Source organism: Burkholderia pulmonis (assembly GCF_984667975.1).
In genome coordinates, this window is the sequence record NZ_OZ480188.1 from 694,908 (window position 1) to 715,556 (window position 20,649).

Below are 20,649 nucleotides of genomic sequence, written 5' to 3' on the forward strand. Positions count from 1 at the left end.
GCGACCGCCGACATCTCACGCCCCCTCCCCGGATTGCACATCACAGGAAGCAAAACCATGTCCATCAACCGACGCTCGTTTCTCGGCGTGTCCGCCGGCAATTTCCTCGAGTGGCTCGACTTCACGCTGTACGGCTACTTCGCGCTGGCGATCGGGCACAACTTCTTTCCGGCGGCCAACGAGGTGCTGTCCACGCTCGCCGCGATTTCCACGTTCGCCGCAGGCTTTCTCGTGCGACCGGTCGGCGCATACGTGGTCGGCCGTTACGCCGACAGGAAGGGACGCAAATCCGCGATGGTGCTGACGGTGCTCCTGATGGGCGCGGGTACGCTGCTGATCATCGCCGCACCGCCCTACGTACACAGCGGTTACGTCGGCACCGCGATGGTCGTCGTCGGGCGGCTCGTCGCCGGTCTCGCCGCATCGGGCGAGTTCGGCGCTGCAGTGTCGCTCGTGATGGAAACCTGCCCGAAGGATCGCCGCGGATACTACGGCGCACTCTTCAGCAGCTCGACCTATCTGGCGCTGGCCGCCGGCTCGGGGATCGCGCTGCTCGTCTACGGCACGCTGGGTCAGGCCGCGACGCTGGACTGGGGCTGGCGCGTCGGCTTCGCGATCGGTCTCGCGGTGATCCCGGTCGGCTTGTATCTGCGCCGTCACATGGAAGAGAGCGACGCGCTGACGCATCGCTCGGCGAGCGAAGCGAGCGTCGAGCTGAACGTCGGGCAACTGCTGCGGCAGGTCGCGCTCATTGCATCGATGACCGGCTTCGGCTCGGCCGTCGTGTACCTGGTCGTGATCTTCATGCCGTCGTTCGCGAAGCAGGCGATGGGCATTGCACCGTTCGTCGGCTCGGCCAGCTCGACGATGGCGTCGCTCGTGATCATCGCCGGCGCCATCGTCGGCGGGTTGTGGTCCGACCGATCGGACCCGGTTACCGTGATGCTCACCGGCACGATCGCATCGCTAATCGCAGTGGTCCCGCTTTACGAGTACCTGCTGCTCGACCCGTCGACGCTGCGCCTGTTCCTGTTCCAGGCCATCTGCGCGGGCTGCTTCGGGCTCACGATCGGCGCGTATTTTCCGTTCGCGTCGGACCGTTTCCCGACCCGACAGCGGGCGCTCGGCATCGGGCTCGGTTACAACGTCGGCGTGACGATCTTCGGCGCGCTGTCGCCGATCGTCTCGACCTATGCGCTGAGCAAGGGGATCCGGCAGGCGCCGATCGCGTATCTGCTCGTCGCATCGCTGATTTCTGTCTTTGCTATGCTCCTGTGGAAACGCGGCGAGCGGCTGCGAGTGGAATCGAGATCGATGGCCTGATCAGGCCAAGGGGTTCGCAAACGCTCGTCACCCGCACCTTGTTCCAACGAGATTCGAACGCATGGCAACGCGAAGCGCCGTCAAGCGGACCGCAACCGATCCGCTGTCCCCCAACAACGCCGTCGTGAAGATACTCGACGCGACGATCGCCTACGTGCAGGAACACGGCGCCGGCGATCTGTCGCTGCGGCAGATCGCCGACGGCATCGGCACCAGCCACCGGATGCTGATCTATCACTTTGGTTCGGCCGACGGCTTCTGGGAAGCCGTGCTGCGCGAGATTCGCTATCGCGAGCAGCGGGCGCGGCCGCGCTCCGCTCCCGCAGGCACGGATCTCGCCGAGTCGATGCAGCAGACATGGGAGCGCTTTTCCGCGGATTCCTACCTTCCGGTGATGCGGCTGCTGTTCACGCTGTACGTGAAAGCGATCAACGAACCCGAACGGTTCGGCGATTTTCTCGACGATGCAGTCGGCGGCTGGATCAAGCACTCGACGACCAGTTTCGAGCAGGCCGGCTTCGCACGCGAGGAAGCGCAGGTGCGCGCACGCATTCTGCTTGCAACGATGCGCGGCCTGCTGCTGAACCTGCTCGCGACCGGCGACCGCGCCAGCACCTCCGACGCGATGCGTCGAGCCGCGCAGATGCTCGCGCGCAAGGATTGAAACGGACTATCCGAACAACACACCATCGTGGAATCGAATACGACAACCCTCGACGACAACCGCGTGCCGGATCACCTGCAGCGCATGTCGGCCGCGCTCGGCGAAGCCGACCAGCCGGCCGCCGCGTTTGCCGCACTCGACCGCTGCCTCGCCGGTACGGTCGGGCACAAGCTGTTTACCGTGCTGATGCTGGACCTCGATGCGGACCTGTGCCAACGGTACTACTCGAGCCTGCCGGACGCGTATCCGGTCGGCGGCACCAAGCCGATCGTGCGGTCCGATGCGTTTTTCCATCACATCGTCACCGACGGCCAGCCGCGGCTCTGCCGCGACTACGACGACGTGCAGCGCGCGTTCTTCGACCATGCGCTGATTCGCTCGCTCGGCTGCGAAAGCGCGATCAACTATCCGGTGCGATGGGCGGGACGGACGATCGGCTCGCTGAATCTGCTGCATGAGCGGGCGTGGTACGACGCCGACGACTTCGCGACGATCGCGCTGTTCGCATCGCTCGCGATCGCGCCGATGCTGAAGGTGATCGGGCACGTGTGAACGGAGCCCTGCCCGGACAGGGTCCGGGGAACGGCGATTCCCCGGCTTCCTGAGCGAAACGGTCCGCACGGACCGTTTTTTCGTTACGCGATCGTCTGGCTCGCCAGATCCTTCGGCGCCTTCGTCAGCACTTCGGGCCGCTCGCCGACGAGCACCGTATCGTCGAACCGGAAACCGCCCAGCCCCCATTCGTACACGCCCGGCTCCGCAGAATAGACCTCGCCCGCGAGCAACGGCCGGGTATTGAACGCCATGTCCTCCGGAAACTCGTGGCCGATCAAGCCCATGCCGTGCCCGGTGCGATGGCGGATCAGGTCCGCGACACCATACTTCTCGAACACCGCCTGGGCGGCCGCGTCGATCCCGCAGACCGGCCGGCCCGCGATCGCCGCTTCGCACGCCGCTTCGTTCGCCGCGCGCGCGATGTCGAACAATTGCGCCTGCCGGGCCGACGGCTTGCCGCAGAACCACGTGCGCTCGTTCTCGATCACGAGGCCGTTGACGCGCGGAATCACGATGTTCACAAGCCCGTGGCCGCTCTCGATCGTCGCGCCGGCCGAGCGCCCGTCGCCATGCGGCGCGCAGCTCGCGGGGCCGGACAGCGTCCAGCAGCGCAGCACCTCGAATTGCTCGCCCGGAAAGCGCCGCGCGGCCTCGGTGACGAACAGCGCGGCCATCGCCATGTCGAGCTCCTGCACGAGGCGGCCGGGGCGGATGTTCTCGCGATAGCGGTCCTGCAGCCAGTCCGACAGCGCGCTCGCGTCGCGCATCAGCTGGATCTCTTCCGCGTGCTTGACGACGCGCAGCCTGCGCGTTTCGCCGGTTGCCGCTTCGATCCTGAGGCCGGGCAGCAATGCGGCCGCGCGCGACAACGGGCCGGTGATCGCGTCGCATCCGATGCGTGCGCGATGCAGGCCGGCCGCGCGCAACAAATCCGCGACGCATTCGCTCCACTGGCTCACGAGCGGCAGCCGCTGCTGCACGCGCGGATGCTCGGAATAGTAGTGCGCGTCGTCGACCCACAGATGCCCGGCTTCGCGCGTGAAGCGCCAGTGATGTGTCGACAGCTCGTTCAGCACGACGAACGGCTCGCCGTTGCGCGGCACGACGCAGAGGATCGGGCGCTCCCACGGGAGCACGTCGGTGTGGAAATGAGTGACGAACTGGAAGAAGTCGCCCTGCGTGAAGGCGAGTGCGTCGTAGCCTTCGCGATCCATCAGCTCGCGCATCAGGCGAAAGCGGTAGTCGCGAACGTCTCGGCCGAGATGTGCCATGAGTTGCTCCGTTTGTCCGTGGCGACCATATTTCCGCAGTGAATGATGCGCGGCGACGTTTGCCGAACCGGATTCGCCACAATCATTGACTCACGGCGGACACGAAGAGTCGGTCCGCCCACTGTCGCCGCGCGCTGGAGACCATGTTCGGCAGGAACGCCGCAAGCGTCCAACGGATTTCCGTGATAGGGTCATCACTTCCATCCATAACGGTAGCCGGATCGTTCCGCTACGTCGCGGGCGAGGCGATCACGGAGAGTCGACATTGAAAGACGTCTTTCGCCAGCTGGATCTGAATTTGTTGCGTGTGTTCGCGACGCTGATGGACGAACGCAACGTGACGCGCGCGGCCGCGCGGCTGGCGCTTTCGCAGTCGGCGGTCAGCAACGCGCTGGGCCGGCTGCGTCGCGCGCTCGACGACACGCTGTTCGACAAGACGACGACCGGTATCCGGCCGACCGCGCGTGCGCAGGAGCTGTGGGCCGCGATGCAGCCGCATTTCGACGCGCTGAGGCAGGCCATCTCGCCGGACACGTTCGATCCGGCGCGCTTCTCCGGCACGTTCACCATCGCGATGTCCGACTACACGGTCGAGCGCGTGATGCCACGGCTCGCCGCGCACCTGGGGCGATGCGCGCCATCCATGCGGATCAGCGTGGTGCCCTACGACGTTGCCAACCTGCCGAACCTGTTCGATCGCGGCGGCGTGGATCTCGCGATCGGCGGCTATCTGAACGACGCGAACCGCAGCGGCGGTATTCGTACGCATGCTCTGTGGCCGATCCAGTGGAGTTGCCTGATGCGCAAAGGGCACCCGCTCGAGAAAGGTGCGTTGACGCTCCCGCGCTTTCTGGGCGCCCAGCATCTCGATGTCCTGTTTCCGGGAACGTCGACGCCGCTCTATGACAGCATCCTCGCCGCGCATTCGCACCGGCGCAACCTGCTGCTCACGCTCCCCAACTATTCGCCCGCGCTCGCGATCATCGCGCAATCCGACTTCATCGGCGTGTTGCCGACGTCGCTGCTCGATCTCAGCCCGTACAAGGACGGGCTGATTTCGCGCCGCTTGCCGGTTCAGATGCCGGTGCGGCCTTACTGCATGATCTGGCATCAGCGCTGGGACAGTCATGCCGCCCACCAATGGCTGCGGCAGAGCATCGCGTCGCTTTTCACACAAGCTGCGACGCACGATTGACGCCGAAGCGTCGTCGGTCATGCACTCGGGTGCGGACATCCTCCCGACCGAGCGGCGGAAGCGGGAACGGCCGGTCAGGCCATCACGCCTTTCCCATCACGGCGAGGTAGTCGTAACGATCCCCGCGGTAGAACGAGCGCGTCAGCTCGAGCGGCCGGCCCTCGACTGAAAACGAGCGGCGCTCGATGTGCAGCACCGGATCGCCGCTGCGAATGCCGAGCAACGCCGCGTCGAGTTCGGACGCCAGCTCCGCGCGCAGCCGCTGGAGCGCCCTGACCGGACAAATGCCCGTGGCATTCAACGCGCCGTACAGAGAATCGCCGAACTCCAGGTTGCCGCCGAGCAGCTCGGCGGCCAGCACCGCGCGCTCGATCGCCATCGGCACGGAATCCGCCGTTCTGACACGCTCCAGGTGCATGACGACCGAATCCGGCGCAAGACCGAGTGCGAGCGACTCCTCCGGCGTCGGGCGACGCAGTTCGCGTTTGACCCAGTGCGATCCCGGGCTGAAGCCGCGGCGGCGCATGTCGTCCGAGAAGCTGGTGATCTCGGTCAACGGCTGCTCGACGCGCGCGGAGACGAACGTACCGGCGCCCTGTCGCGCTTCGACGAGCCCCTGGCGGATCAGTTCCTCAATCGCGCGTCGCACGGTATCGCGCGACACCTGCAGTTGCGCGGCCAGTTCCCGCTCGGGCGGAAAGCTCTCCCCGGTCTGCATCGTGCCGTCGACGATGAGGGCACGCAGCATCCGGGCAAGCCGCGATGCGATCGGCATTCTCGCACCGCCCGGCGTCGGCGCATGCAGTTCGGCCACCTGCGACGGGCTGAACAGGTGCGCGCCCGGTTGCGGGTCGGGCGAAAGAAGGTCATCCAGGCTGCGTTCCGTCATCGATCTAAATTGGTCAGGATTGGACAGGCGACACGGTGCGATGCACGGCATCAGGACGGCTTGCGCGACTGCAGCGCATGATGAATCGATCCGCCGTGCTCGACGGACAGCGCCTCCGCTTCGCTGCAGCTCAAGCCGGTCAGCAGCATCAGGATCGCGATCCGCGGGCGGTTGCCCGCTTCGGCGAGCGATCGCGCCGCGACGTCCGGCGAAACGCCGGCGGCCTGCGCGACGATCGATTGCGCGCGCAGTTGCAGCTTGTGATTGTGCACCTGCAGGTCGACCATCAGATTGCCATAGGTCTTGCCGAGCGCGACCATCGACAGCGTCGACAGCATGTTACAGACCATCTTCTGGACGGTCCCGGCCTTCAGGCGCGTCGACCCGGCCAGGATCTCGGGCCCGCAGTCCACTTCGATCGCGACATCGGCGACGGCGCCGACCTCGCTCCCGCTGTTGCAGGCCACCGATACGGTCGGACAGCCGATCTGCCGCGCATGACGAAGCGCACCGATCACATAGGGCGTGCGGCCGCTCGCGGTCAGCCCGACGACCACGTCCTCGCGCCGCAGGTCGATGCCCTCCAGATCCGCCTGCCCTCGTTCGGCGGAATCCTCGATGCCCTCGGACACGCCGACGAACCCGCCCGCGACGATGCCCACGACTTCCCGTGGCGACATGCCGAAGGTCGGCTGGCATTCCAGCGCGTCGAGATAGCCGATCCGCCCGCTGTTGCCCGCCCCGATATACACGAGCCGGCCGCCCGCACGAAGTGCCTGCGCGACCGTCCGTACGCCCGCCGCGATGGACGGCAACGCGCGTGCCACGCAGGGCGCGATGAACGCATCCTCGCGATTCATCAACGCCACGCCTTCCTCGATGCTCAACTGGTCGAGGTTGGCGCTGAAGACGTTCGGTTGCTCGGTGATCAAACGATCCAGCGGCATGGCTGCACTCCACAGGTTGGGTGACGGATGGCTTCGATCATAATTGGTATGGCATTGGTTGTAAATCGTCGATTCGAGTCTGCCGTGCGCCAGGAAACGTCAGTGTCAGCTCCGCCCATCTCTCCATGCACACAAGTCATTGATAGTAATTGAGTTTTCATGATGAAACAGCCTGGCGAGTGATCCTACCCCTGTTATCTTCGTGGCTGAAAAGCTATCCATCCAGTTCCTGGGCAGCTTCTAAAAAACTACCTATTGCCAACCAATATATGAATTGGTACGTTCCAATTTATCGACGGTTCAATGTATCCGCCTCCAGACCGGGGCGGTTCGGTATTCGACAGGAGCAAACATGACGGCGGAGACGACAGAGCGGTTCAGGGCACTGGCCCACGCGATTCTCGATGCGATCGGCGGCGCACGGAACGTGCGAAATCACACGCATTGCATGACGCGACTGCGCGTCAACCTCACCGATCCCGCGCTCGCCGATCCGGCCGCATTGCGGCAACTGCCCGGCGTGCTGGGCGTGGTGACCGGCGATCCGCTGCAGGTCGTGATCGGCCCGGGTGCGGTCAAGCAGGTATGGGGCGCATTCGCGCAGGCCTTGAGCGAACACGACGCAAACGGCGCGCACCCGCAAGAAGACGCGTCTGCCGTGAAGCCGGCCGCGGCTGCGCCCGCCAGGCGCGGCAACCACGCGGTGCGCGGCTTCCTGCGCCGTATCGCCGCGATCTTCACGCCGCTGATTCCCGCGCTGGTCGGCGCGGGGCTGATCAATGCGCTGGGGGGCCTGCTGCTGCTCTGGGCCCGGCATTCGCCGCCCGACAGCGCAAGCGACCTGACCTTCCTCGCCACCGTCGCGTCGACGATCGGCACCGCATTCTTCGCATTCCTGGTCATCCAGGTCGGCATGAATGCCGCGCGCGAATTCGACGGCACGCCGAGCCTCGGCGGCGCGGCCGCGAGCGTGATGATCGTGCCTGCGCTGACCAAGCTCCCCGCGTTCACGCTGCCGCTGCTCGGCGAGATCGCGCTGCGGCCCGGCCAGGGCGGACTGATGGGCGCGCTGCTGGCCGGCGTGCTGGTCGCGCTGGTCGAGCGCAAGCTGCGCACGCGCGTGCCGCCGGCCATCGAGACGCTGGTGACGCCGACGGTGTCGCTGCTCGTCGCGGGCGTCGCGACGCTGTTCGTGCTGATGCCGGTGGCCGACGTGCTGACGAACGGCGTCAGCCAGCTCACCACGCTGCTGTTGAACGTCGGCGGCATGCCGGCCGCGTTCATCCTCGCCGCGTCGTTCGTCGGCCTCCTGATGTTCGGCCTGCATCAGGCGCTGATCCCGATTCATGCGCAACTCATCGCGCAGTACGGCTTCACCGCGCTGTTCCCGATTCTCGCGATGTCCGGCTGCGGGCAAGCCGGCGCCGCCTTCGCGCTCTATTTCCGCGTCAAGGATGCGGGCCTGAAACAGCGGATCCGCGACACGCTGCCGACCTGCATGCTGGGCGTATCCGAGCCGCTGCTGTACAGCGTCACGCTGCCGCTCGGGCGCCCGCTCGTCACGTCGTCGATCGGCGGCGGCATCGGCGCGCTCGTGCTCGGGTACTTCGCCAGTCACGGCGATTTCGTCGGCGCGACCACGATCGGCCCGGCCAACCTGATGCTGATTCCGCTCGTCACCGGGCCGATGGGCCTCGGCAGCAGCGTCGCGGTCTATTGCCTCGCGACCGCGACCGCCTATGCATCGGCTTTCGTGCTCACGTGGTTCTTCGGGCTGACGCAGGATCAGCGGCGACAGTTCGTCCGGCCTGCCCCGCAGCGCGCGCAACCGCTCGCCGACGGGCCGCTGCCGGTGCAGCAGCCGCACTGAGCGCGCCGCGCGGCATCGGGAGACGGCGATCGCACCGGGGGCGGCCGTTTCTTTATCGTCCCATTCAATATGGATAGCTAAATAAATGAAAAGCGGATTGATTTTCGCGGTCGCATGCTTCGTGACGACGCTCGCCCATGCGCAGTCGAACGTCCTGCTGTGGGGCCGCCTGGGCGGCGACGTCCAGTACACGAGCAGCGTGCAGACACCGCGCGGGGCCGCGTCGCGCTGGTCGCAAGGCAGCGACTGGGGCGTCAACATCATCGGCCTGAAGGGCACGGAAGATCTGGGGAACGGCAATCACGCGCTGTTCTGGCTCGAGTCTGCGTTCACGCCGACCGGCTCGCTGGTCGCCGGGCTGATCTTCCAGCGCGCGGCCTGGGTCGGATTGAAGAACGACACCTTCGGCACGATCCGCTTCGGCCAGGGGCCGATGCTCAACAACTACGTGTGGGAATACGATCCGTTGCTCGAAGAGAATTTCGGCGCCCAGTCGTTCGTCGCGTACCGGAACGGCTCCCGCCTCTCCAACGGCATCCGCTACCTGTCGCCCGACCTGCACGGCTTCTCGTTCGACGCGGAGCTGAACCTGGGCAACAGCCCGACGGGCTTCAATGCGGGCGATCCCGCCAATGCCGGCAAGGCCGGGCGCGCCGACGGCTTCAGCGGCGCCTACACGCACGGCGACTTCCAGGTGCGCGTGGTGTGGGACGAGATCCGCAACGCGCAGGGCATCGAGAACAACCTGTTCAGCTACTCACGCGAACTGTTCGTCGGCGTGCGCGACCGGTTCGGCCCGTTTCGCGTGCAGGCCGCCTACACGCACTATTCCGCGCCAGACACGCCGGCGGGACTGTCCGATCGCGCCGATCTCTGGTGGGCCGGCCTCACGTATGACGTGAACCCGTTTCTCCACCTGCAGGGTGCGGCCTACACGATGAAGGTCGGCCCCGGCAAGTGGACCGCCGATCACGACGGCGAATCGCGCGTGACGATGGTCGGCGTCGGCTGCATGTACGACCTGTCGAAGCGGACCTTCCTGTACAGCATGGCCGCGCACGTGTTCAACAGCGCCAACGCCAACTTCGGCGTCAATCCGCAAAGCCCGGGGCTCGGGCCGATGAATGCGGGCTGGGGCACGAACCCCATGCCGGGTCACGGACAAACCGGCGTCTATGCCGGCATCGAGACAGTGTTCTAGCCGGCGTGGCCGGTCGGCGCAGTCCCTGCGCGTCGCGTCACGTTCTTCCACCTCGCCAACCAGGAGTCGAACCATGCAATCCCGATCCATTCGCCCGCGCTCGCTGATCGCAGCAGGCGCCGGCACGGCAGCCCTGATCGCGCTTGCGGTCGCCCATCCACGCGACGTCGATGCCGCATCGTCGTTTATCGTGCTGGACAACACCGCCTACGCCGACGTCTCGCTCGGACACGGTGCGGTCAAGACTCATTTCATCCCGGCCCGATACTGCCAGCCGCTCACGTACGATGCGTCGACGGGCAAGGTGAAGCTGCCGTCGCAGAGCGACTGGGAGGCGCTGGTCAACACGTACGATCCGACGCCGGCCGACTCGGCCGGCTATCTCGTGCTCGACTGCGAAAAGCTGTACCTGACCGGCAGCACGGCGACGATCGCCAACCGGTTCGCGATCCTCAAGCAACTCCAGCAATGGACCCAGGCGATTCGCCCCAATCGCGTGCTCGGGTGGTACGGGCTCGCGAACGCGGCCAACATCAGCACGGTGGATGCCGCCAGCGCCTATCGCGGCATCGCGCAGTTGATGGATCTCAACAACGGCCGGACCGCGTACTTCCCGAGCGAATATGTGAAGGCCAACGGGACATCGCCGTATACGGGCGCGGCATGGGCGCCGCAGCTCAACGCCGACCTCGCCACCACGGGGACGATCGATCGCCAGAGCAGCACGGGTCCGCATCCGGTCTTTCCGTACGTCTGGCCGCAGTACTACGACCAGAACACGACGCTGATTCCCGCCTCGACCTGGCAGAGCATGCTGAACACGATCCGAAGCACCACCGCAGCCGACCTGATCATCTGGGGCGGCCAGAATCCCGCTGTCGAATACGATGCGAACAACGACGGAAACGGCCCGTGGGTTGCGGTCACGCAGGCGTTTCTGGACAGCCTCTGAGCGATGCGTGAGCGGGTCGGGCTACCGTACGGCCGCGCCGCGGAGAGAAACGGGCAGCCCGAGGACGATCAAGTGCAGGACGATCGGCACCAGGACGGCATCGTCGACGAGACCGAGCAGGGGTAGCGCGATATTGAACGGCTCGAGCGCATAGACGGCGACGAGTCCGAGCACGGGAATCAGCCAACCCGGACGATCCGGGTGGCTCAGGGCGGCCCACAGGACGCGCAGGTCGCGTCGGGCGGTTTTCCAGAGCAGGAGCAAGCGTCTCATGTGGCGATTCTCCGGTAAGGACAATCGAGCATAGCAGCTTGCCGATTCCCGTGCCGCCCGACCTCGACGCCGGTCATGACTCAACGTTGCAGGTTCGCCAGCCGATGCGCGCCTGCGCGACGCCGCCGTGCCGCATGCGAGCTTCCCGAAGCCCGGCGTCCGGGCACACCGCACCGCCCGCTCATTGGCACCGCCGTGCCGCGCGCCGTCATCGCCGACGCGCGGCCTCGTCGATTACGACTGCGAGAGCCTGCGCAAGCGCTCGACCGCCGACTCCGAACCCGTGGCCGCCCCGCCTGCCGCGATGCGACGCGCCTCTTCGACCGCCGCCTGTTGATCGAGCGGCTTCTGCCCGATGGCCGCGACCGTCTGTGCGGCATCGGCGGCGACACGCGCCTGGGAGGCCGCCGCCTGCAACGCGCCGAGCCCGGTCGACGCGCCGCCGGTGCCCGCGCGCAGCCGGTTCAGTTCCTCCTGCTGTTGCTGCATCAACTGCGCACGCTCGCGGTCGGCCTGCGCCTGCGCGAGATCGGCCATCGCCGCACGCGCTTTCGCGTCGAACTCGTTCACCTGGGTTTCGACGGTCGTCAGAATTTCCTGCAGCGTGTCGACGAGTTGCTGGGCGCCGTCCGCCTCCGCCTGACGCCGCGGCAGGTCCTGCTTGCGACGCTCGAGATCGTCGGTGAACTGCGTCAGCGTCAGCTCGTTGATCTCCTGCTTTTCGAACTTGGCGATCAGTACGACCGCCGCCTTCATGTCGCCGTCGATGCTCGCCTTCAGATCCGCGACCGCCTTCTGCGCAGCGCCGTTCTTCTGCCGGGCCTCGGCCAGCTTGACCGCCACTTCGTGCAGCTTGGCCTGAAGGTTGTCGCGGTCGACTTGCGTCGCCGTTTCCGGATCGAATGCAGCGATCTGCTGCGCGAGGCGATCGCCTACGGTACCAACGTGTTTCGCGAGAAGCGACGAAACGAGTTTCCAGCCAGACATGGTGTGCTCCTTGGTCAATCTTGAGTTGCGAATTGCGAACGGATCGAGGCGGCTTCGCGCCTCAGAAAACCTTGACGCGCAGCGGATCGATGGCGAGACCGGCGAAATAGTCGACCCAGACAGCCTCGTCCGGACGCCCGTCCATCGTCTCGACGTGCTCGAAATCGATCCACAGGCGCTCGATCGGGCCACTTTCCCGCGCCGGGCCGGCCGGCAGGCGCCGCACGTATTGCATGAACGAATGCGTCTTCTCGACGCCCTTCTCGCCGACGCCGTCGTCCAGCCGGCGCTCCCTGGCCGTCCACGGCCGGACGTAGTCGCCGCCCGGTGCATCGCGCTCGAAGCCGAGCGCGTCGTTGCCGTCGAGCAGCGCATCGACGCGCGCCGGCTGCGTGGCGAAGTGTGCGATCTGGGCAAGCTCGTCGCGATCCATGTCGTAGCGGTCCTGCCCGAGGCCGTAACCGTTGCCGAGGAAGGCGTCCTGCTCGTCGGCCGTCACCGGATATTCGCGGTACAGGAACTGGTAGTAAGCGATTTCGCGCACATCCCGGGGATCGTCGTTGCCCGTCATGACCTGAAGGAACGCACCCTGCCCGTTCCTGTCCGTGCCGGTATCCGTGTACAGCCGGAAGATCGACAGATCCGCATCGGCGTCGACATGCAGGCGGCTGACCGCGACGATCGGCATCTGCCCGGCCGGCGGCACGACCAGCAGCGACCCTTCGAGCAGCGCGAAGTCGGCCAGCACCAGTTCGACGATGCCGCCGATACGCGCGCCGAACGGCAGCCCGGTGTCGACCCGCTCCGGTTGATCGACCTGCGCGCGCGCAAGATCGTCGAGGCGCTTTCCGCCGATCCGGCGAGCGAGTTCAAGAATTCCCATGTTCGTTCTTTCTCAGAGGCGGTAGTTGGTGCGGGACATGTAGCGCGCCTTCCGCTCCAGCCACGCGCGGCGCGCACGCCTGAACAGTGCGACGACGAGCCACACGACAAGAAAAAGGCCGCCCAACATCACGACTGCACCCAGCCACACGTTCTTGTGTTCCTTTGCCGGCGGCTTCGCCGCCTGGGCATCCTGTGCATTCTGGGCATCGGATGCGGCGACATTGGCATCCGGCGTCGCCTCGTCGTCGGGCGCGTGCCGATACACCGTCGCATTGCCCGAATCTGCGGCGTACCGGTCCGGCTGCTGCACGACGACCGTTTCGCGCGGCGCGCTGCTGCGCCCGAGCACGTAGCCGAGCAGGAGCCCGTTGTTGCCGTTGGACGGCTGGGTTGCCACCGGCGGTGGCGGTGCGCTGTACGACGGAGGCGTCGGCGCGTCGTTTCGCGTCCCGTACGAATGCGTATTGCCGGACGCGCCGTGGTCGGGCGAGCTGCTGTTGCTGGCGTTGCTGCCGTCGCTGCCGCTGTGCGACGACTCGCTCGAATTCAGCGTCGCGGCCGCGTCACGGCTCGACTGGGCGGCATACAGCGCCCCGCCCAGTGCAGTCGCGGCGATGACCTTCTTCGAGCCGGAGCTGCTGAACCCCGATTTTTTGGACGTGCCGGACCCGTCGGACGGACTGGCCGACGAACGGGCCGGTGCGTCATAAGCGGAAGAACTCTTGTAGTTCGATGCACTGTATGAGCTGCTGGAGCCGGGGGTTGAACTGTACGAGGAACGGCTCGAGCTGGAGCCGGGACCCGAACTGTAAGTCGAGCGGCTGGCGCTCGAGCCGTAACTCGAACCGTAAGAGGAGCGGCTGGAGCTGGAGCCGGGACTCGAACTGTAGTCGGAACGGCTGGAGCTCGAGCCGGGACTCGAACTGTAAGTCGAGCGGCTGGAGCTCGAGCCGTAACTAGAACTGTAAGAGGAGCGGCTGGGGCTGGAACTCGAGCCGTAACTCGAACCATAGGAGGATCGGCTGGAACTCGAGCTGGAGCTGGAGCTTGAACTGGACGACGAACGGCTGGACCCGGAGCTCGATCCGGACGATGAGCGGCTCGAGCTGAAACCGGAACTCTTGGCAAAGGCGATCGGCGTCGGGCAACCCGTAGCGAACGCGAAAGCGACCAGTGTCGCAGCGACCTGGAGGCGTGTGGCCTTCATGTTGTTGACGTCCTTGTTGTTCAAAATTGTGTCTGCTCGGGCCAGCCCCCGGTCTCTCAGTTGCCGTTCCAGCCCGTTGTCATGCGCGGATTTTCGTGCCGCCCCGGCGCCATCCGGGTGCGCATGCCGTGCGATACGCGAGTCGAGAAATCCCCCTTTCGCCGCGCCTACAATCCTAACAAGTCTGAAGGAAGCTTGCGCGACGATTTGTCCCCGAATGCATCATTCCGTCGGATTTTTTACCTGGACAATCCGTTTCATCGAACCCGGAGGCATCGCCATCGGATCGGGCTGGCAAGTGCAGGCGCGTTGATTGACGCGGCAGCCCGGAAGGAAGATCGCCATACGTTGGCCAACACCCGCGTTCTGCTGCATCGGCCGTCGACCGCGTCACGCAGCCCGGCCGGCGACCCGGGAGATTTGCGCCGATGAAATCGTCAGGAGGCGCGACAGGCCAATTCATGGAAACGATTGCAGCGGATACCGCGCGGGATTTCCGGCTGAGCGCGGAAGAGGTAGTGAAATACGGGCCCTCAAACAAAATCGTGTCGTCCCGAACGGCCATCGACCAACACACCGCGAATCGCTGACGGCGCAGCAACGGGCGCATTTCTGATCGTTCACGAATGGCGCGTGAGTCGAAAACCCGGCCCGGCAACGTTGCCGAGCCGCTGTCGCCGATTGTCGAAAGGCGACCGCCCCCCGGCCGGTCGCCCTTGCCCGCGTTACGCCGCGACCGCCTCCGCCCACGGCGGCCGGAAATCCAGCCCGAGATGCTGGCTGATCGCAGCGTCGAGCCGCTCGACCGCATCCCGCTCGATACGCGTGATTCCCGGATGCCAGATATCGACCAGCAGGCACACCCGCGGCTCGTCGCTGTCGTTCCAGCTCTCATGCTCGAACGTGTCGTCGAATACGATCGCGCGCCGGTCCGGCCACTCGCGGGTCTCGTCGCCGACGCGCAGCCGCGAGCCCTGCGGCACGATCAGCGGAAGCTGGCAGGTCAGCTTGAGGTTCGTCGTGTCCGAATGCGGCGGGATCCGCGTACCGCCCTGGATCACCGAAAAGATGAACGCGCCGCTCGGGCTGAGGAAATCCTGCACCTGCCGCATCAGCGCCGCGGTGCGCGGGCAGCGGCGGCAGTTCTCCTCGACTTCGGGCTCGCCCTTGCGCCTGAAATAGAACGATCCCCAGTCGTTGCGCCGGATCGACTCGAAACGCCCCGCCACCTGCTCCTCGTACGGCAGCAGCATCGGCGTGGTCACCTGCGCGAGAAACTCCTCGCGCAGCACGTCGACCGACGCCTCGATCGTCGACGTGAACGCCTCGAGTTCCGGATAATCGGATGCCTCGTACCACGGCTTCCCGTCCAGCCCCGGGAAATAGAACAGCAACGGCCGCTGATGCTTCGGCAACTCCGGCAGCGGAACCCGCCCCGTGTTGATGTTGACGAACTCGATCACGCGTTCGAGCTCCGCTATCCCGTACTGCGACACGAGCGCATCCAGCGTGTCGTGAATCGCGTTGCGCATCTCCTGTTTCAAAGTCGCTCTCCTTGGCTATCGTGGGGTGACAAACGAAAAATGATTGCTGCTGCCGCATGACGCATCACACAAGAATCGAACCGGCGCCCGGCCCTACACGCGCGCCGCCGCCTTCACCTCTTCCACCGGGCCGGCGGCCCAGCCGCCGATCGACGCACCGTACCCGGACGCCACCGCGACCAGCACGCCGACGCCGCACCACACCGCCTGTACGCCCCACTGGCTGACCAGGTAGCCAAGCAGGATCGACGCGATCATGCTGCCGAGCTGGAACACCAGCGAAAAGAACGAGACGGCGCGCGATCGCAGCGCATCGGGCGTCCGGTGATGCAGCACCGCGTTGACCACCGCGCCGGCGATGCCGAGGAACAGCGCGACCCCGCTCAACACAACGCCGAACGCGACCACGTGATTCGCCCAGCGCGTCAGCACGAGGCTCACGGCGAGCCCGGCGAACGGCAGCGTCACGGCGAGCGCCGGCCGTGCGGCGCAATGCTTCATCACGCGATACGACGCCCAGCCGCCCGCGCCCTTGACGACCAGCATCAGCGTGAGGAACAGGCCGAACGCCCAGGTCGCGCCGTGCATCGGCACGAGCGTCTTCAGCACCACCGGCCAGTAGCTCTCCAGCACCGACACGACGCCGCCGAGCAGCATGCAGAGCAGGATCAGCGGCCGCACCGCGCCGCCATGCCACGCGAACCGGATCAGTTCGCGAAGATCGTCGAGCATCCTGCCGGCCGGCACCGCCTCGTGCGGCGCCTGCTCCGCCTCGGCGAAAAACCACGACGTCAGGCCCAGCAGCACGATGAACAGCGCGCATGCGAACGCCAGGCCGATCTTGTACGGGTTGTCGAACAGCCGGCTGCCGATCAGGTCCGGGAGCACGCCGCCGACCAGCGACATGCTCGCCAGCCCGAGCGCCGAGGCCAGCTCAGCGCGGCCGAGAAAATACGGAATCCGCTTCGTCTCGCCGTGCTCGCGCAGCAAGCCGACATACCACGCGTCGACCGTGCCGGAACTCATCGCGCGCGCGATGCCGAAGCTCGCGGCGGCGAGGTACAGCATCGGCTTCTGGCTGAAGCACAGCATCAGCGCGCAGCCGACGCTGTTCATCAGCAGCGACACGCGATAGGTCCGGATGCGCCCCACGCGGTCGGCCATCGCGCCGAACGGCAGCTCCAGCGCGATGGTCGACAGGCTGAACAGCGCCGCGTACAGCCCGATCTCGAACAGCGTGAAATGGTTGTGCAGCAGGAACAGCGTGACGACCGGCAGCACGAGGCCGAAGGTGCCCCACAACGCCGCCTGCTGCAGGCAGTACCGCAAGTGGACGGTCATCGGCCGTCCTTGTCGCCGGACTCGAGCAGCAGGTATTCGCCGTCTTCCGCGCTGCCGGCGCCGATCTCGACGAAGCCGCACGCGGCATAGAACGCCAGCGCCGGCGCGTTGGCGCGCAGGCACTTGAGCCGGTAGCGTGTGGCCGGCCAGCCCGGCAGCGCGCGCAGCAGCGCGCGACCGATACCGCTGCGGTGGCGCGGCCGGTACACGTGCAGGTGATGGATGAAATGGTCGGGCTCCCAGACCGACACGAAGCCGGCGAGTTGCCCGCTGTTGTCCTCGGCGACCCTCAGCCGCTCGCCGTCCGTCTGGGCCTCGAAGTCGGCCAGCAGGAACGCACCGGCCGGCTGCCACACGAAGGTCTCGCGGCGCGAGTGCAGGAACAGTTCGCGCAGGGCCGGCATATCGGCGGCCACCGCGTCTCGTACGATGATCGTCATGATTCGCTTACCTCGCAGCGGTCGTGGTTGCCGGGCCGGCGCAGCCCGGCAGGCTCGCCATCACGTCGGCGACGAAGCGTTCGGTGTCCCAGCTGTGGTCCACCGTCGCGCCCAGCCGCGTGATGACCGCGCGGCACGACGGCACGATCACCACCAGCTGGTGATTGAAGCCGTCCATCATCATCAGGTCCTCCGGCAGCGACGGAAACCGGCGCGCGCTGCCGGCACCGGCGTTCAGCCACAGATGTGCGCCGAGCTGACCTTCGTGCCGCGCCGCCTGGGGCGTCGCCATGAACCGCACCCAGTCCGGATCGACGATGCGCGTGCCATGCCACACGCCTTGCTGCAGGATCAACTGGCCGAGCTTCGACCAGTCCCGCGCCGACGCCAGCATGTAGCTGCCGCCGACCAGCGTGCCCGACGCGTCGGGCTCCATCATCGCGGTGCGGATGCCGAGCGGCTCGAACAGCCGCGCCCGCGCGAACGGCACGATGTCGAGCGGCCGCGGCGAAACCGCGCGCGCGACGATCTTCGCGACCAGCACGCTGCCGCCGCTCTGGTAGTCCACCTCGCGGCCGGGCTCGACCTTCAGCGGCCGGCTCGCGACGAAGCGCGCCATGTCGGTCGACTGGTACAGCATCTTCGTCGTGTCCGAGCCGGGCAGATAGCCTTCCTGGTAATCCAGCCCGCTCGTCCATTGCAGCAGGTTGCGCAACTGGATCGCCTGGCGCGGATCGCCGGGCGACGCCCAGTCGTCCAGCAGGCGATCCTGCGCGAGCGTCAGCTTGCCGTCGCGGGCCAGGACGCCCGCCAGCAACGCGGTGACGGTCTTCGTCATCGACCAGCCGAGCAACGGGGTGTCGGCCGTGACGCCCAGCGCATACCGCTCGCCGACGAGCTTGCCGTCCTGCCGCACGACCACGGCCAGCGTATTGCGCAGCGACCCGGGCGACGGCTCCGCCATCGCGCGATCCAGCACGGTGCTCAGCGCCGGCAGCGGATCGGCCGGCGCGACATCGTCGGCGTCGCCGACATTGCCGGCGTCGGCCGCGACCGGCGGCAGCGCGAGGCCGCGGCCCTCCGCGCGCAACGCGTCGATCGCGGCGGCCGGCGCGATCGTGCAGCCGAGGCCCGGCCGGTACAGCGCGACCGATGAATGCAGCACGCCGAGCCCTGCGGCCTCGACGGTCTGTCGCGCACGGTCGATCCGGTACGTGACGAAGTTGAACAACGGATTGATCGGCTTCACTTCGCGCGCGAATACGGCGCGCGCATCGCCGTCGCCGTCGGCGAGCACGCGCACGCACAGGTAATGCGACGCATAGCCGGTCGCGGCGGGCAGCGCCCAATACAGCAGGCCCGCGGCAATCGCCAGCAACGGTATGACCGTGGCGGCGAGAATCTTGAAGGCGGTAACGACACGGGACGGATGACGATCCGGCATGGGGGGATTCCTGGTTCGGCGATTCGACGAAACGATGCGGGCGGCCATGCGGCCGCCCGCGCTCAGAGGATGATTTCCTTCTTCAGGTACAGCCGCTCGGACTGGATGTCGTGCGCGTGGCAGCGCGCGATCAACTTGTCCGATTCGACGATCGGCAGCGAGGTCGGCGCGTATTCGATGCTGGAGATGAACTTGAGCCACGGCTCCGCGCCCATCGCATAGACGAACACCTGGCGCGGCGCGAAGCACTCGACCAGCGGCCACGCGCGCTCGCAGTCGGAACCGTTCAGACGGCGGTTCTGGTCGAACTGCCGGCCGAGCGGCTCGTTCAGGAGCGCGCCGTACAGCCAGGACATCGGCGCGCCTTCGCATTCCATGCCGATGAACAGCGTGCCGATCCGGCCGATGCGCTGCGCGATGCGCTGGTACAGCTCCGGCTGCAGGTTGTTCGAGTCGGCCGCGAACAGCATGCTCTTGCCGTCCACCTTCAGCGCGAACGCCATCTTCGCGGCGATATGCAGATCGCCGTGCTCGCCGAGGAACGGCAGCGCGACGATCTCGCCGCCCGGCACGGGCACGCTGTCCAGCTCGCCGACCTCGACCACCCGCTCGAACCCGCACGCCTCGAGCGCGAGCCGGATCGACGGGTCCTGCAGGAAGCCGCCGTGGCTGCGCGGCACCACCAGCGTGCCGATCCGGTGCCGCAGCTGCAGCAGGCTCTCGAGCACGATGTGATCCTGGTGGTTGTGGGTCAGCAGCACGTAGTCGATACGCTCGGGCAGATCCGCGAACGTGAACGGATCCTCGCCCTGGCCAAGCGGATAACCCACGATCGGATCGGTCAGCAGCGAGAATTCCGCGGTCTCGACCAGCACCGTCGCATGGTTGAAGTAGCGCACCCGCACCGGCTGCTGCGCCGCACGCGCCGGCGCCGACGGCGGGCGCGGCGGCGGCGCGTCGGTGAACCAGGTTTCGAGCGCCGCACGCCGCGCGGCGCCACCCTCCGCGTGCGCGAGCAGACGGTCGATCAGGTCGGGCGCGGCGCCCGCCTGGCGGGCCGCGAACAGCTCGTCGTACAGCGCGTCGCGGAACGGCAGGCGGATCTGCACCATGTGCTCGTCGGGAAAGCGTGGCGTGCTGAGCATGAAGCTCCGGTCGTCGCTGGTCGCGAGGAAACCGTTCACGCTCTGCAGCGCATCGAGATAGCCGGCGCTGTCGTACAGCAGCCGCTCGAACAGCCGGTACGACGCATGGCCGCGCAGGTCGTAGCCCAGCTCGACGCAGCCCTTCAACGGCTCGGGCACGCGTGCATACAGCGGCGACAGCGTATCGCCGCCCCCTTCCCGCGCGAGCAGCTCGTCGAGCTCGCGCAGCGCGTCCGCCAGCGCCAGCAGCGGCGCGGCGCGCGTGCGGGTGTCGCGGATCAGCGCGTCGACCGCCGGCACGAGTTCCCGGCCGCCGTTGAGGAACGGCCCGCCGGCCATCTTCGCGGCGGAACGCCGGTGCAGCTCCGGCGCGCGGATGAAGGATTCCATGATGCGCAGGTGCACCTGCTTCATCACCAGCGCGCAGGTCGCCGGCTGCAGCAGGAACGTCCACGCATACCATTGATTGATCAGCGGTTCGAAGACGACGTTCGGTTTCAGGTAGATCTGGGTCAT

General features: G+C 66.7%; 22 protein-coding genes. 10 read left to right on the forward strand and 12 right to left on the reverse strand.

The annotated features are described in order from the left end of the window. Positions 1-57: 57 nt before the first annotated feature. From AC5LXK_RS34685 to AC5LXK_RS34695, 3 genes are all read left to right on the forward strand, one after another. The gene (locus tag AC5LXK_RS34685; RefSeq protein WP_493394151.1) at positions 58-1,323 is read left to right on the forward strand and encodes an MFS transporter; all 1,266 of its coding nucleotides are present in this window, start codon (positions 58-60) and stop codon (positions 1,321-1,323) included. Between the two features lie 61 nt (positions 1,324-1,384). Then, positions 1,385-1,987, forward strand: coding sequence for a TetR family transcriptional regulator (locus tag AC5LXK_RS34690; RefSeq protein ID WP_493394152.1), 603 nt, complete (start codon positions 1,385-1,387; stop codon positions 1,985-1,987). A 27-nt stretch (positions 1,988-2,014) separates the two neighbouring features. Next, on the forward strand, positions 2,015-2,539 hold the full coding sequence (locus AC5LXK_RS34695; RefSeq protein ID WP_493394153.1) for a GAF domain-containing protein: 525 nt from the start codon (positions 2,015-2,017) through the stop codon (positions 2,537-2,539). Positions 2,540-2,622: 83 nt separating this feature from the next. Here the strand turns inward: AC5LXK_RS34695 and AC5LXK_RS34700 are convergent, their stop codons facing one another. Then, a complete protein-coding gene (locus tag AC5LXK_RS34700) occupies positions 2,623-3,813 on the reverse strand; it encodes a M24 family metallopeptidase (protein WP_493394154.1) in 1,191 nt (396 codons plus the stop codon). A gap of 85 nt (positions 3,814-3,898) precedes the next feature. On the opposite strand from AC5LXK_RS34700, the gene AC5LXK_RS34705 reads away from it, so the two are divergent. Next, positions 3,899-5,008, forward strand: a complete 1,110-nt coding sequence (locus tag AC5LXK_RS34705; protein WP_493394155.1) for a LysR family transcriptional regulator — start codon at positions 3,899-3,901, stop codon at positions 5,006-5,008. Between the two features lie 82 nt (positions 5,009-5,090). Here the strand turns inward: AC5LXK_RS34705 and AC5LXK_RS34710 are convergent, their stop codons facing one another. Together AC5LXK_RS34710 and murQ are read right to left on the reverse strand one after the other, a co-directional pair. Next, positions 5,091-5,948 (reverse strand): GntR family transcriptional regulator, encoded by an 858-nt coding sequence (locus AC5LXK_RS34710; protein ID WP_493394156.1) that lies wholly within the window; start codon positions 5,946-5,948, stop codon positions 5,091-5,093. Continuing rightward, positions 5,948-6,844, reverse strand: coding sequence for an N-acetylmuramic acid 6-phosphate etherase (gene murQ / locus AC5LXK_RS34715; protein WP_493394157.1), 897 nt, complete (start codon positions 6,842-6,844; stop codon positions 5,948-5,950). Before murQ ends, AC5LXK_RS34710 begins: the two co-directional genes overlap by 1 nt. A 352-nt stretch (positions 6,845-7,196) precedes the next feature. Between murQ and AC5LXK_RS34720 the strand changes: the two genes are divergently transcribed. The 3 genes from AC5LXK_RS34720 to AC5LXK_RS34730 all read left to right on the forward strand — a co-directional run bounded on the left by AC5LXK_RS34720 (position 7,197) and on the right by AC5LXK_RS34730 (position 10,867). Continuing rightward, positions 7,197-8,714: a PTS transporter subunit EIIC gene (locus tag AC5LXK_RS34720; protein ID WP_493394158.1), complete on the forward strand. Its 1,518-nt coding sequence runs from the start codon at positions 7,197-7,199 to the stop codon at positions 8,712-8,714. Positions 8,715-8,799: 85 nt separating this feature from the next. Beyond that, positions 8,800-9,915 (forward strand): porin, encoded by a 1,116-nt coding sequence (locus AC5LXK_RS34725; RefSeq protein ID WP_493394159.1) that lies wholly within the window; start codon positions 8,800-8,802, stop codon positions 9,913-9,915. A gap of 73 nt (positions 9,916-9,988) precedes the next feature. Next, positions 9,989-10,867 carry a hypothetical protein gene (locus AC5LXK_RS34730; RefSeq protein WP_493394160.1) on the forward strand — a complete coding sequence of 293 codons (879 nt, stop codon included), beginning with the start codon at positions 9,989-9,991 and terminating at the stop codon, positions 10,865-10,867. 21 nt (positions 10,868-10,888) lie between these two features. Here AC5LXK_RS34730 and AC5LXK_RS34735 read toward each other — a convergent pair whose 3' ends face one another. The 4 genes from AC5LXK_RS34735 to AC5LXK_RS34750 form a co-directional block, all read right to left on the reverse strand. Continuing rightward, a complete protein-coding gene (locus AC5LXK_RS34735) occupies positions 10,889-11,140 on the reverse strand; it encodes a hypothetical protein (protein WP_493394161.1) in 252 nt (83 codons plus the stop codon). A 234-nt stretch (positions 11,141-11,374) separates the two neighbouring features. Further along, a complete protein-coding gene (locus AC5LXK_RS34740; protein WP_493394162.1) occupies positions 11,375-12,127 on the reverse strand; it encodes a hypothetical protein in 753 nt (250 codons plus the stop codon). 61 nt (positions 12,128-12,188) lie between these two features. Continuing rightward, complete coding sequence (locus AC5LXK_RS34745) at positions 12,189-13,010, reverse strand: DUF2491 family protein (RefSeq protein ID WP_493394163.1); 822 nt, start codon at positions 13,008-13,010, stop codon at positions 12,189-12,191. Between the two features lie 12 nt (positions 13,011-13,022). Beyond that, positions 13,023-13,409, reverse strand: a complete 387-nt coding sequence (locus AC5LXK_RS34750; protein ID WP_493394164.1) for a hypothetical protein — start codon at positions 13,407-13,409, stop codon at positions 13,023-13,025. Between AC5LXK_RS34750 and AC5LXK_RS34755 the strand changes: the two genes are divergently transcribed. The 3 genes from AC5LXK_RS34755 (at position 13,390) to AC5LXK_RS34765 (ending at position 14,809) form a co-directional block, all read left to right on the forward strand. Continuing rightward, a complete protein-coding gene (locus AC5LXK_RS34755) occupies positions 13,390-13,722 on the forward strand; it encodes a hypothetical protein (RefSeq protein ID WP_493394165.1) in 333 nt (110 codons plus the stop codon). The two genes, AC5LXK_RS34750 and AC5LXK_RS34755, sit on opposite strands and share 20 nt — an antisense overlap. Positions 13,723-14,342: 620 nt before the next feature. After that, positions 14,343-14,651, forward strand: a complete 309-nt coding sequence (locus AC5LXK_RS34760; protein WP_493395096.1) for an ATP-dependent Clp protease proteolytic subunit — start codon at positions 14,343-14,345, stop codon at positions 14,649-14,651. A gap of 29 nt (positions 14,652-14,680) precedes the next feature. Continuing rightward, complete coding sequence (locus AC5LXK_RS34765) at positions 14,681-14,809, forward strand: hypothetical protein (RefSeq protein ID WP_493394166.1); 129 nt, start codon at positions 14,681-14,683, stop codon at positions 14,807-14,809. Between the two features lie 135 nt (positions 14,810-14,944). On the opposite strand, the gene AC5LXK_RS34770 is transcribed toward AC5LXK_RS34765, so the two are convergent. From AC5LXK_RS34770 to AC5LXK_RS34790, 5 genes are all read right to left on the reverse strand, one after another. Beyond that, positions 14,945-15,763 carry an aspartyl/asparaginyl beta-hydroxylase domain-containing protein gene (locus AC5LXK_RS34770; protein ID WP_493394167.1) on the reverse strand — a complete coding sequence of 273 codons (819 nt, stop codon included), beginning with the start codon at positions 15,761-15,763 and terminating at the stop codon, positions 14,945-14,947. 93 nt (positions 15,764-15,856) lie between these two features. After that, positions 15,857-17,104, reverse strand: a complete 1,248-nt coding sequence (locus tag AC5LXK_RS34775; RefSeq protein ID WP_493394168.1) for an MFS transporter — start codon at positions 17,102-17,104, stop codon at positions 15,857-15,859. Beyond that, positions 17,101-17,544 carry a GNAT family N-acetyltransferase gene (locus AC5LXK_RS34780; protein ID WP_493394169.1) on the reverse strand — a complete coding sequence of 148 codons (444 nt, stop codon included), beginning with the start codon at positions 17,542-17,544 and terminating at the stop codon, positions 17,101-17,103. The genes AC5LXK_RS34775 and AC5LXK_RS34780 overlap by 4 nt, the downstream gene beginning before the upstream one ends. Positions 17,545-17,551: 7 nt before the next feature. Then, on the reverse strand, positions 17,552-18,988 hold the full coding sequence (locus AC5LXK_RS34785) for a serine hydrolase domain-containing protein (RefSeq protein WP_493394170.1): 1,437 nt from the start codon (positions 18,986-18,988) through the stop codon (positions 17,552-17,554). 62 nt (positions 18,989-19,050) lie between these two features. Next, positions 19,051-20,649: an MBL fold metallo-hydrolase gene (locus AC5LXK_RS34790; RefSeq protein WP_493394171.1), complete on the reverse strand. Its 1,599-nt coding sequence runs from the start codon at positions 20,647-20,649 to the stop codon at positions 19,051-19,053.

What these genes read in the sequence shown, in the direction of transcription:
- AC5LXK_RS34760 (WP_493395096.1), top strand. Translation starts at nt 14,343, where the DNA reads ATGCCGTGCGATACGCGAGTCGAGAAATCCCCCTTTCGCCGCGCCTAC.
- murQ (WP_493394157.1), bottom strand. Translation starts at nt 6,844, where the DNA reads ATGCCGCTGGATCGTTTGATCACCGAGCAACCGAACGTCTTCAGCGCC.
- AC5LXK_RS34735 (WP_493394161.1), bottom strand. Translation starts at nt 11,140, where the DNA reads ATGAGACGCTTGCTCCTGCTCTGGAAAACCGCCCGACGCGACCTGCGC.
- AC5LXK_RS34785 (WP_493394170.1), bottom strand. Translation starts at nt 18,988, where the DNA reads ATGCCGGATCGTCATCCGTCCCGTGTCGTTACCGCCTTCAAGATTCTC.
- AC5LXK_RS34710 (WP_493394156.1), bottom strand. Translation starts at nt 5,948, where the DNA reads ATGCCGTGCATCGCACCGTGTCGCCTGTCCAATCCTGACCAATTTAGA.
- AC5LXK_RS34700 (WP_493394154.1), bottom strand. Translation starts at nt 3,813, where the DNA reads ATGGCACATCTCGGCCGAGACGTTCGCGACTACCGCTTTCGCCTGATG.
- AC5LXK_RS34780 (WP_493394169.1), bottom strand. Translation starts at nt 17,544, where the DNA reads ATGACGATCATCGTACGAGACGCGGTGGCCGCCGATATGCCGGCCCTG.
- AC5LXK_RS34685 (WP_493394151.1), top strand. Translation starts at nt 58, where the DNA reads ATGTCCATCAACCGACGCTCGTTTCTCGGCGTGTCCGCCGGCAATTTC.
- AC5LXK_RS34730 (WP_493394160.1), top strand. Translation starts at nt 9,989, where the DNA reads ATGCAATCCCGATCCATTCGCCCGCGCTCGCTGATCGCAGCAGGCGCC.
- AC5LXK_RS34725 (WP_493394159.1), top strand. Translation starts at nt 8,800, where the DNA reads ATGAAAAGCGGATTGATTTTCGCGGTCGCATGCTTCGTGACGACGCTC.
- AC5LXK_RS34790 (WP_493394171.1), bottom strand. Translation starts at nt 20,649, where the DNA reads ATGACCCAGATCTACCTGAAACCGAACGTCGTCTTCGAACCGCTGATC.
- AC5LXK_RS34720 (WP_493394158.1), top strand. Translation starts at nt 7,197, where the DNA reads ATGACGGCGGAGACGACAGAGCGGTTCAGGGCACTGGCCCACGCGATT.
- AC5LXK_RS34765 (WP_493394166.1), top strand. Translation starts at nt 14,681, where the DNA reads ATGGAAACGATTGCAGCGGATACCGCGCGGGATTTCCGGCTGAGCGCG.
- AC5LXK_RS34690 (WP_493394152.1), top strand. Translation starts at nt 1,385, where the DNA reads ATGGCAACGCGAAGCGCCGTCAAGCGGACCGCAACCGATCCGCTGTCC.
- AC5LXK_RS34775 (WP_493394168.1), bottom strand. Translation starts at nt 17,104, where the DNA reads ATGACCGTCCACTTGCGGTACTGCCTGCAGCAGGCGGCGTTGTGGGGC.
- AC5LXK_RS34740 (WP_493394162.1), bottom strand. Translation starts at nt 12,127, where the DNA reads ATGTCTGGCTGGAAACTCGTTTCGTCGCTTCTCGCGAAACACGTTGGT.
- AC5LXK_RS34745 (WP_493394163.1), bottom strand. Translation starts at nt 13,010, where the DNA reads ATGGGAATTCTTGAACTCGCTCGCCGGATCGGCGGAAAGCGCCTCGAC.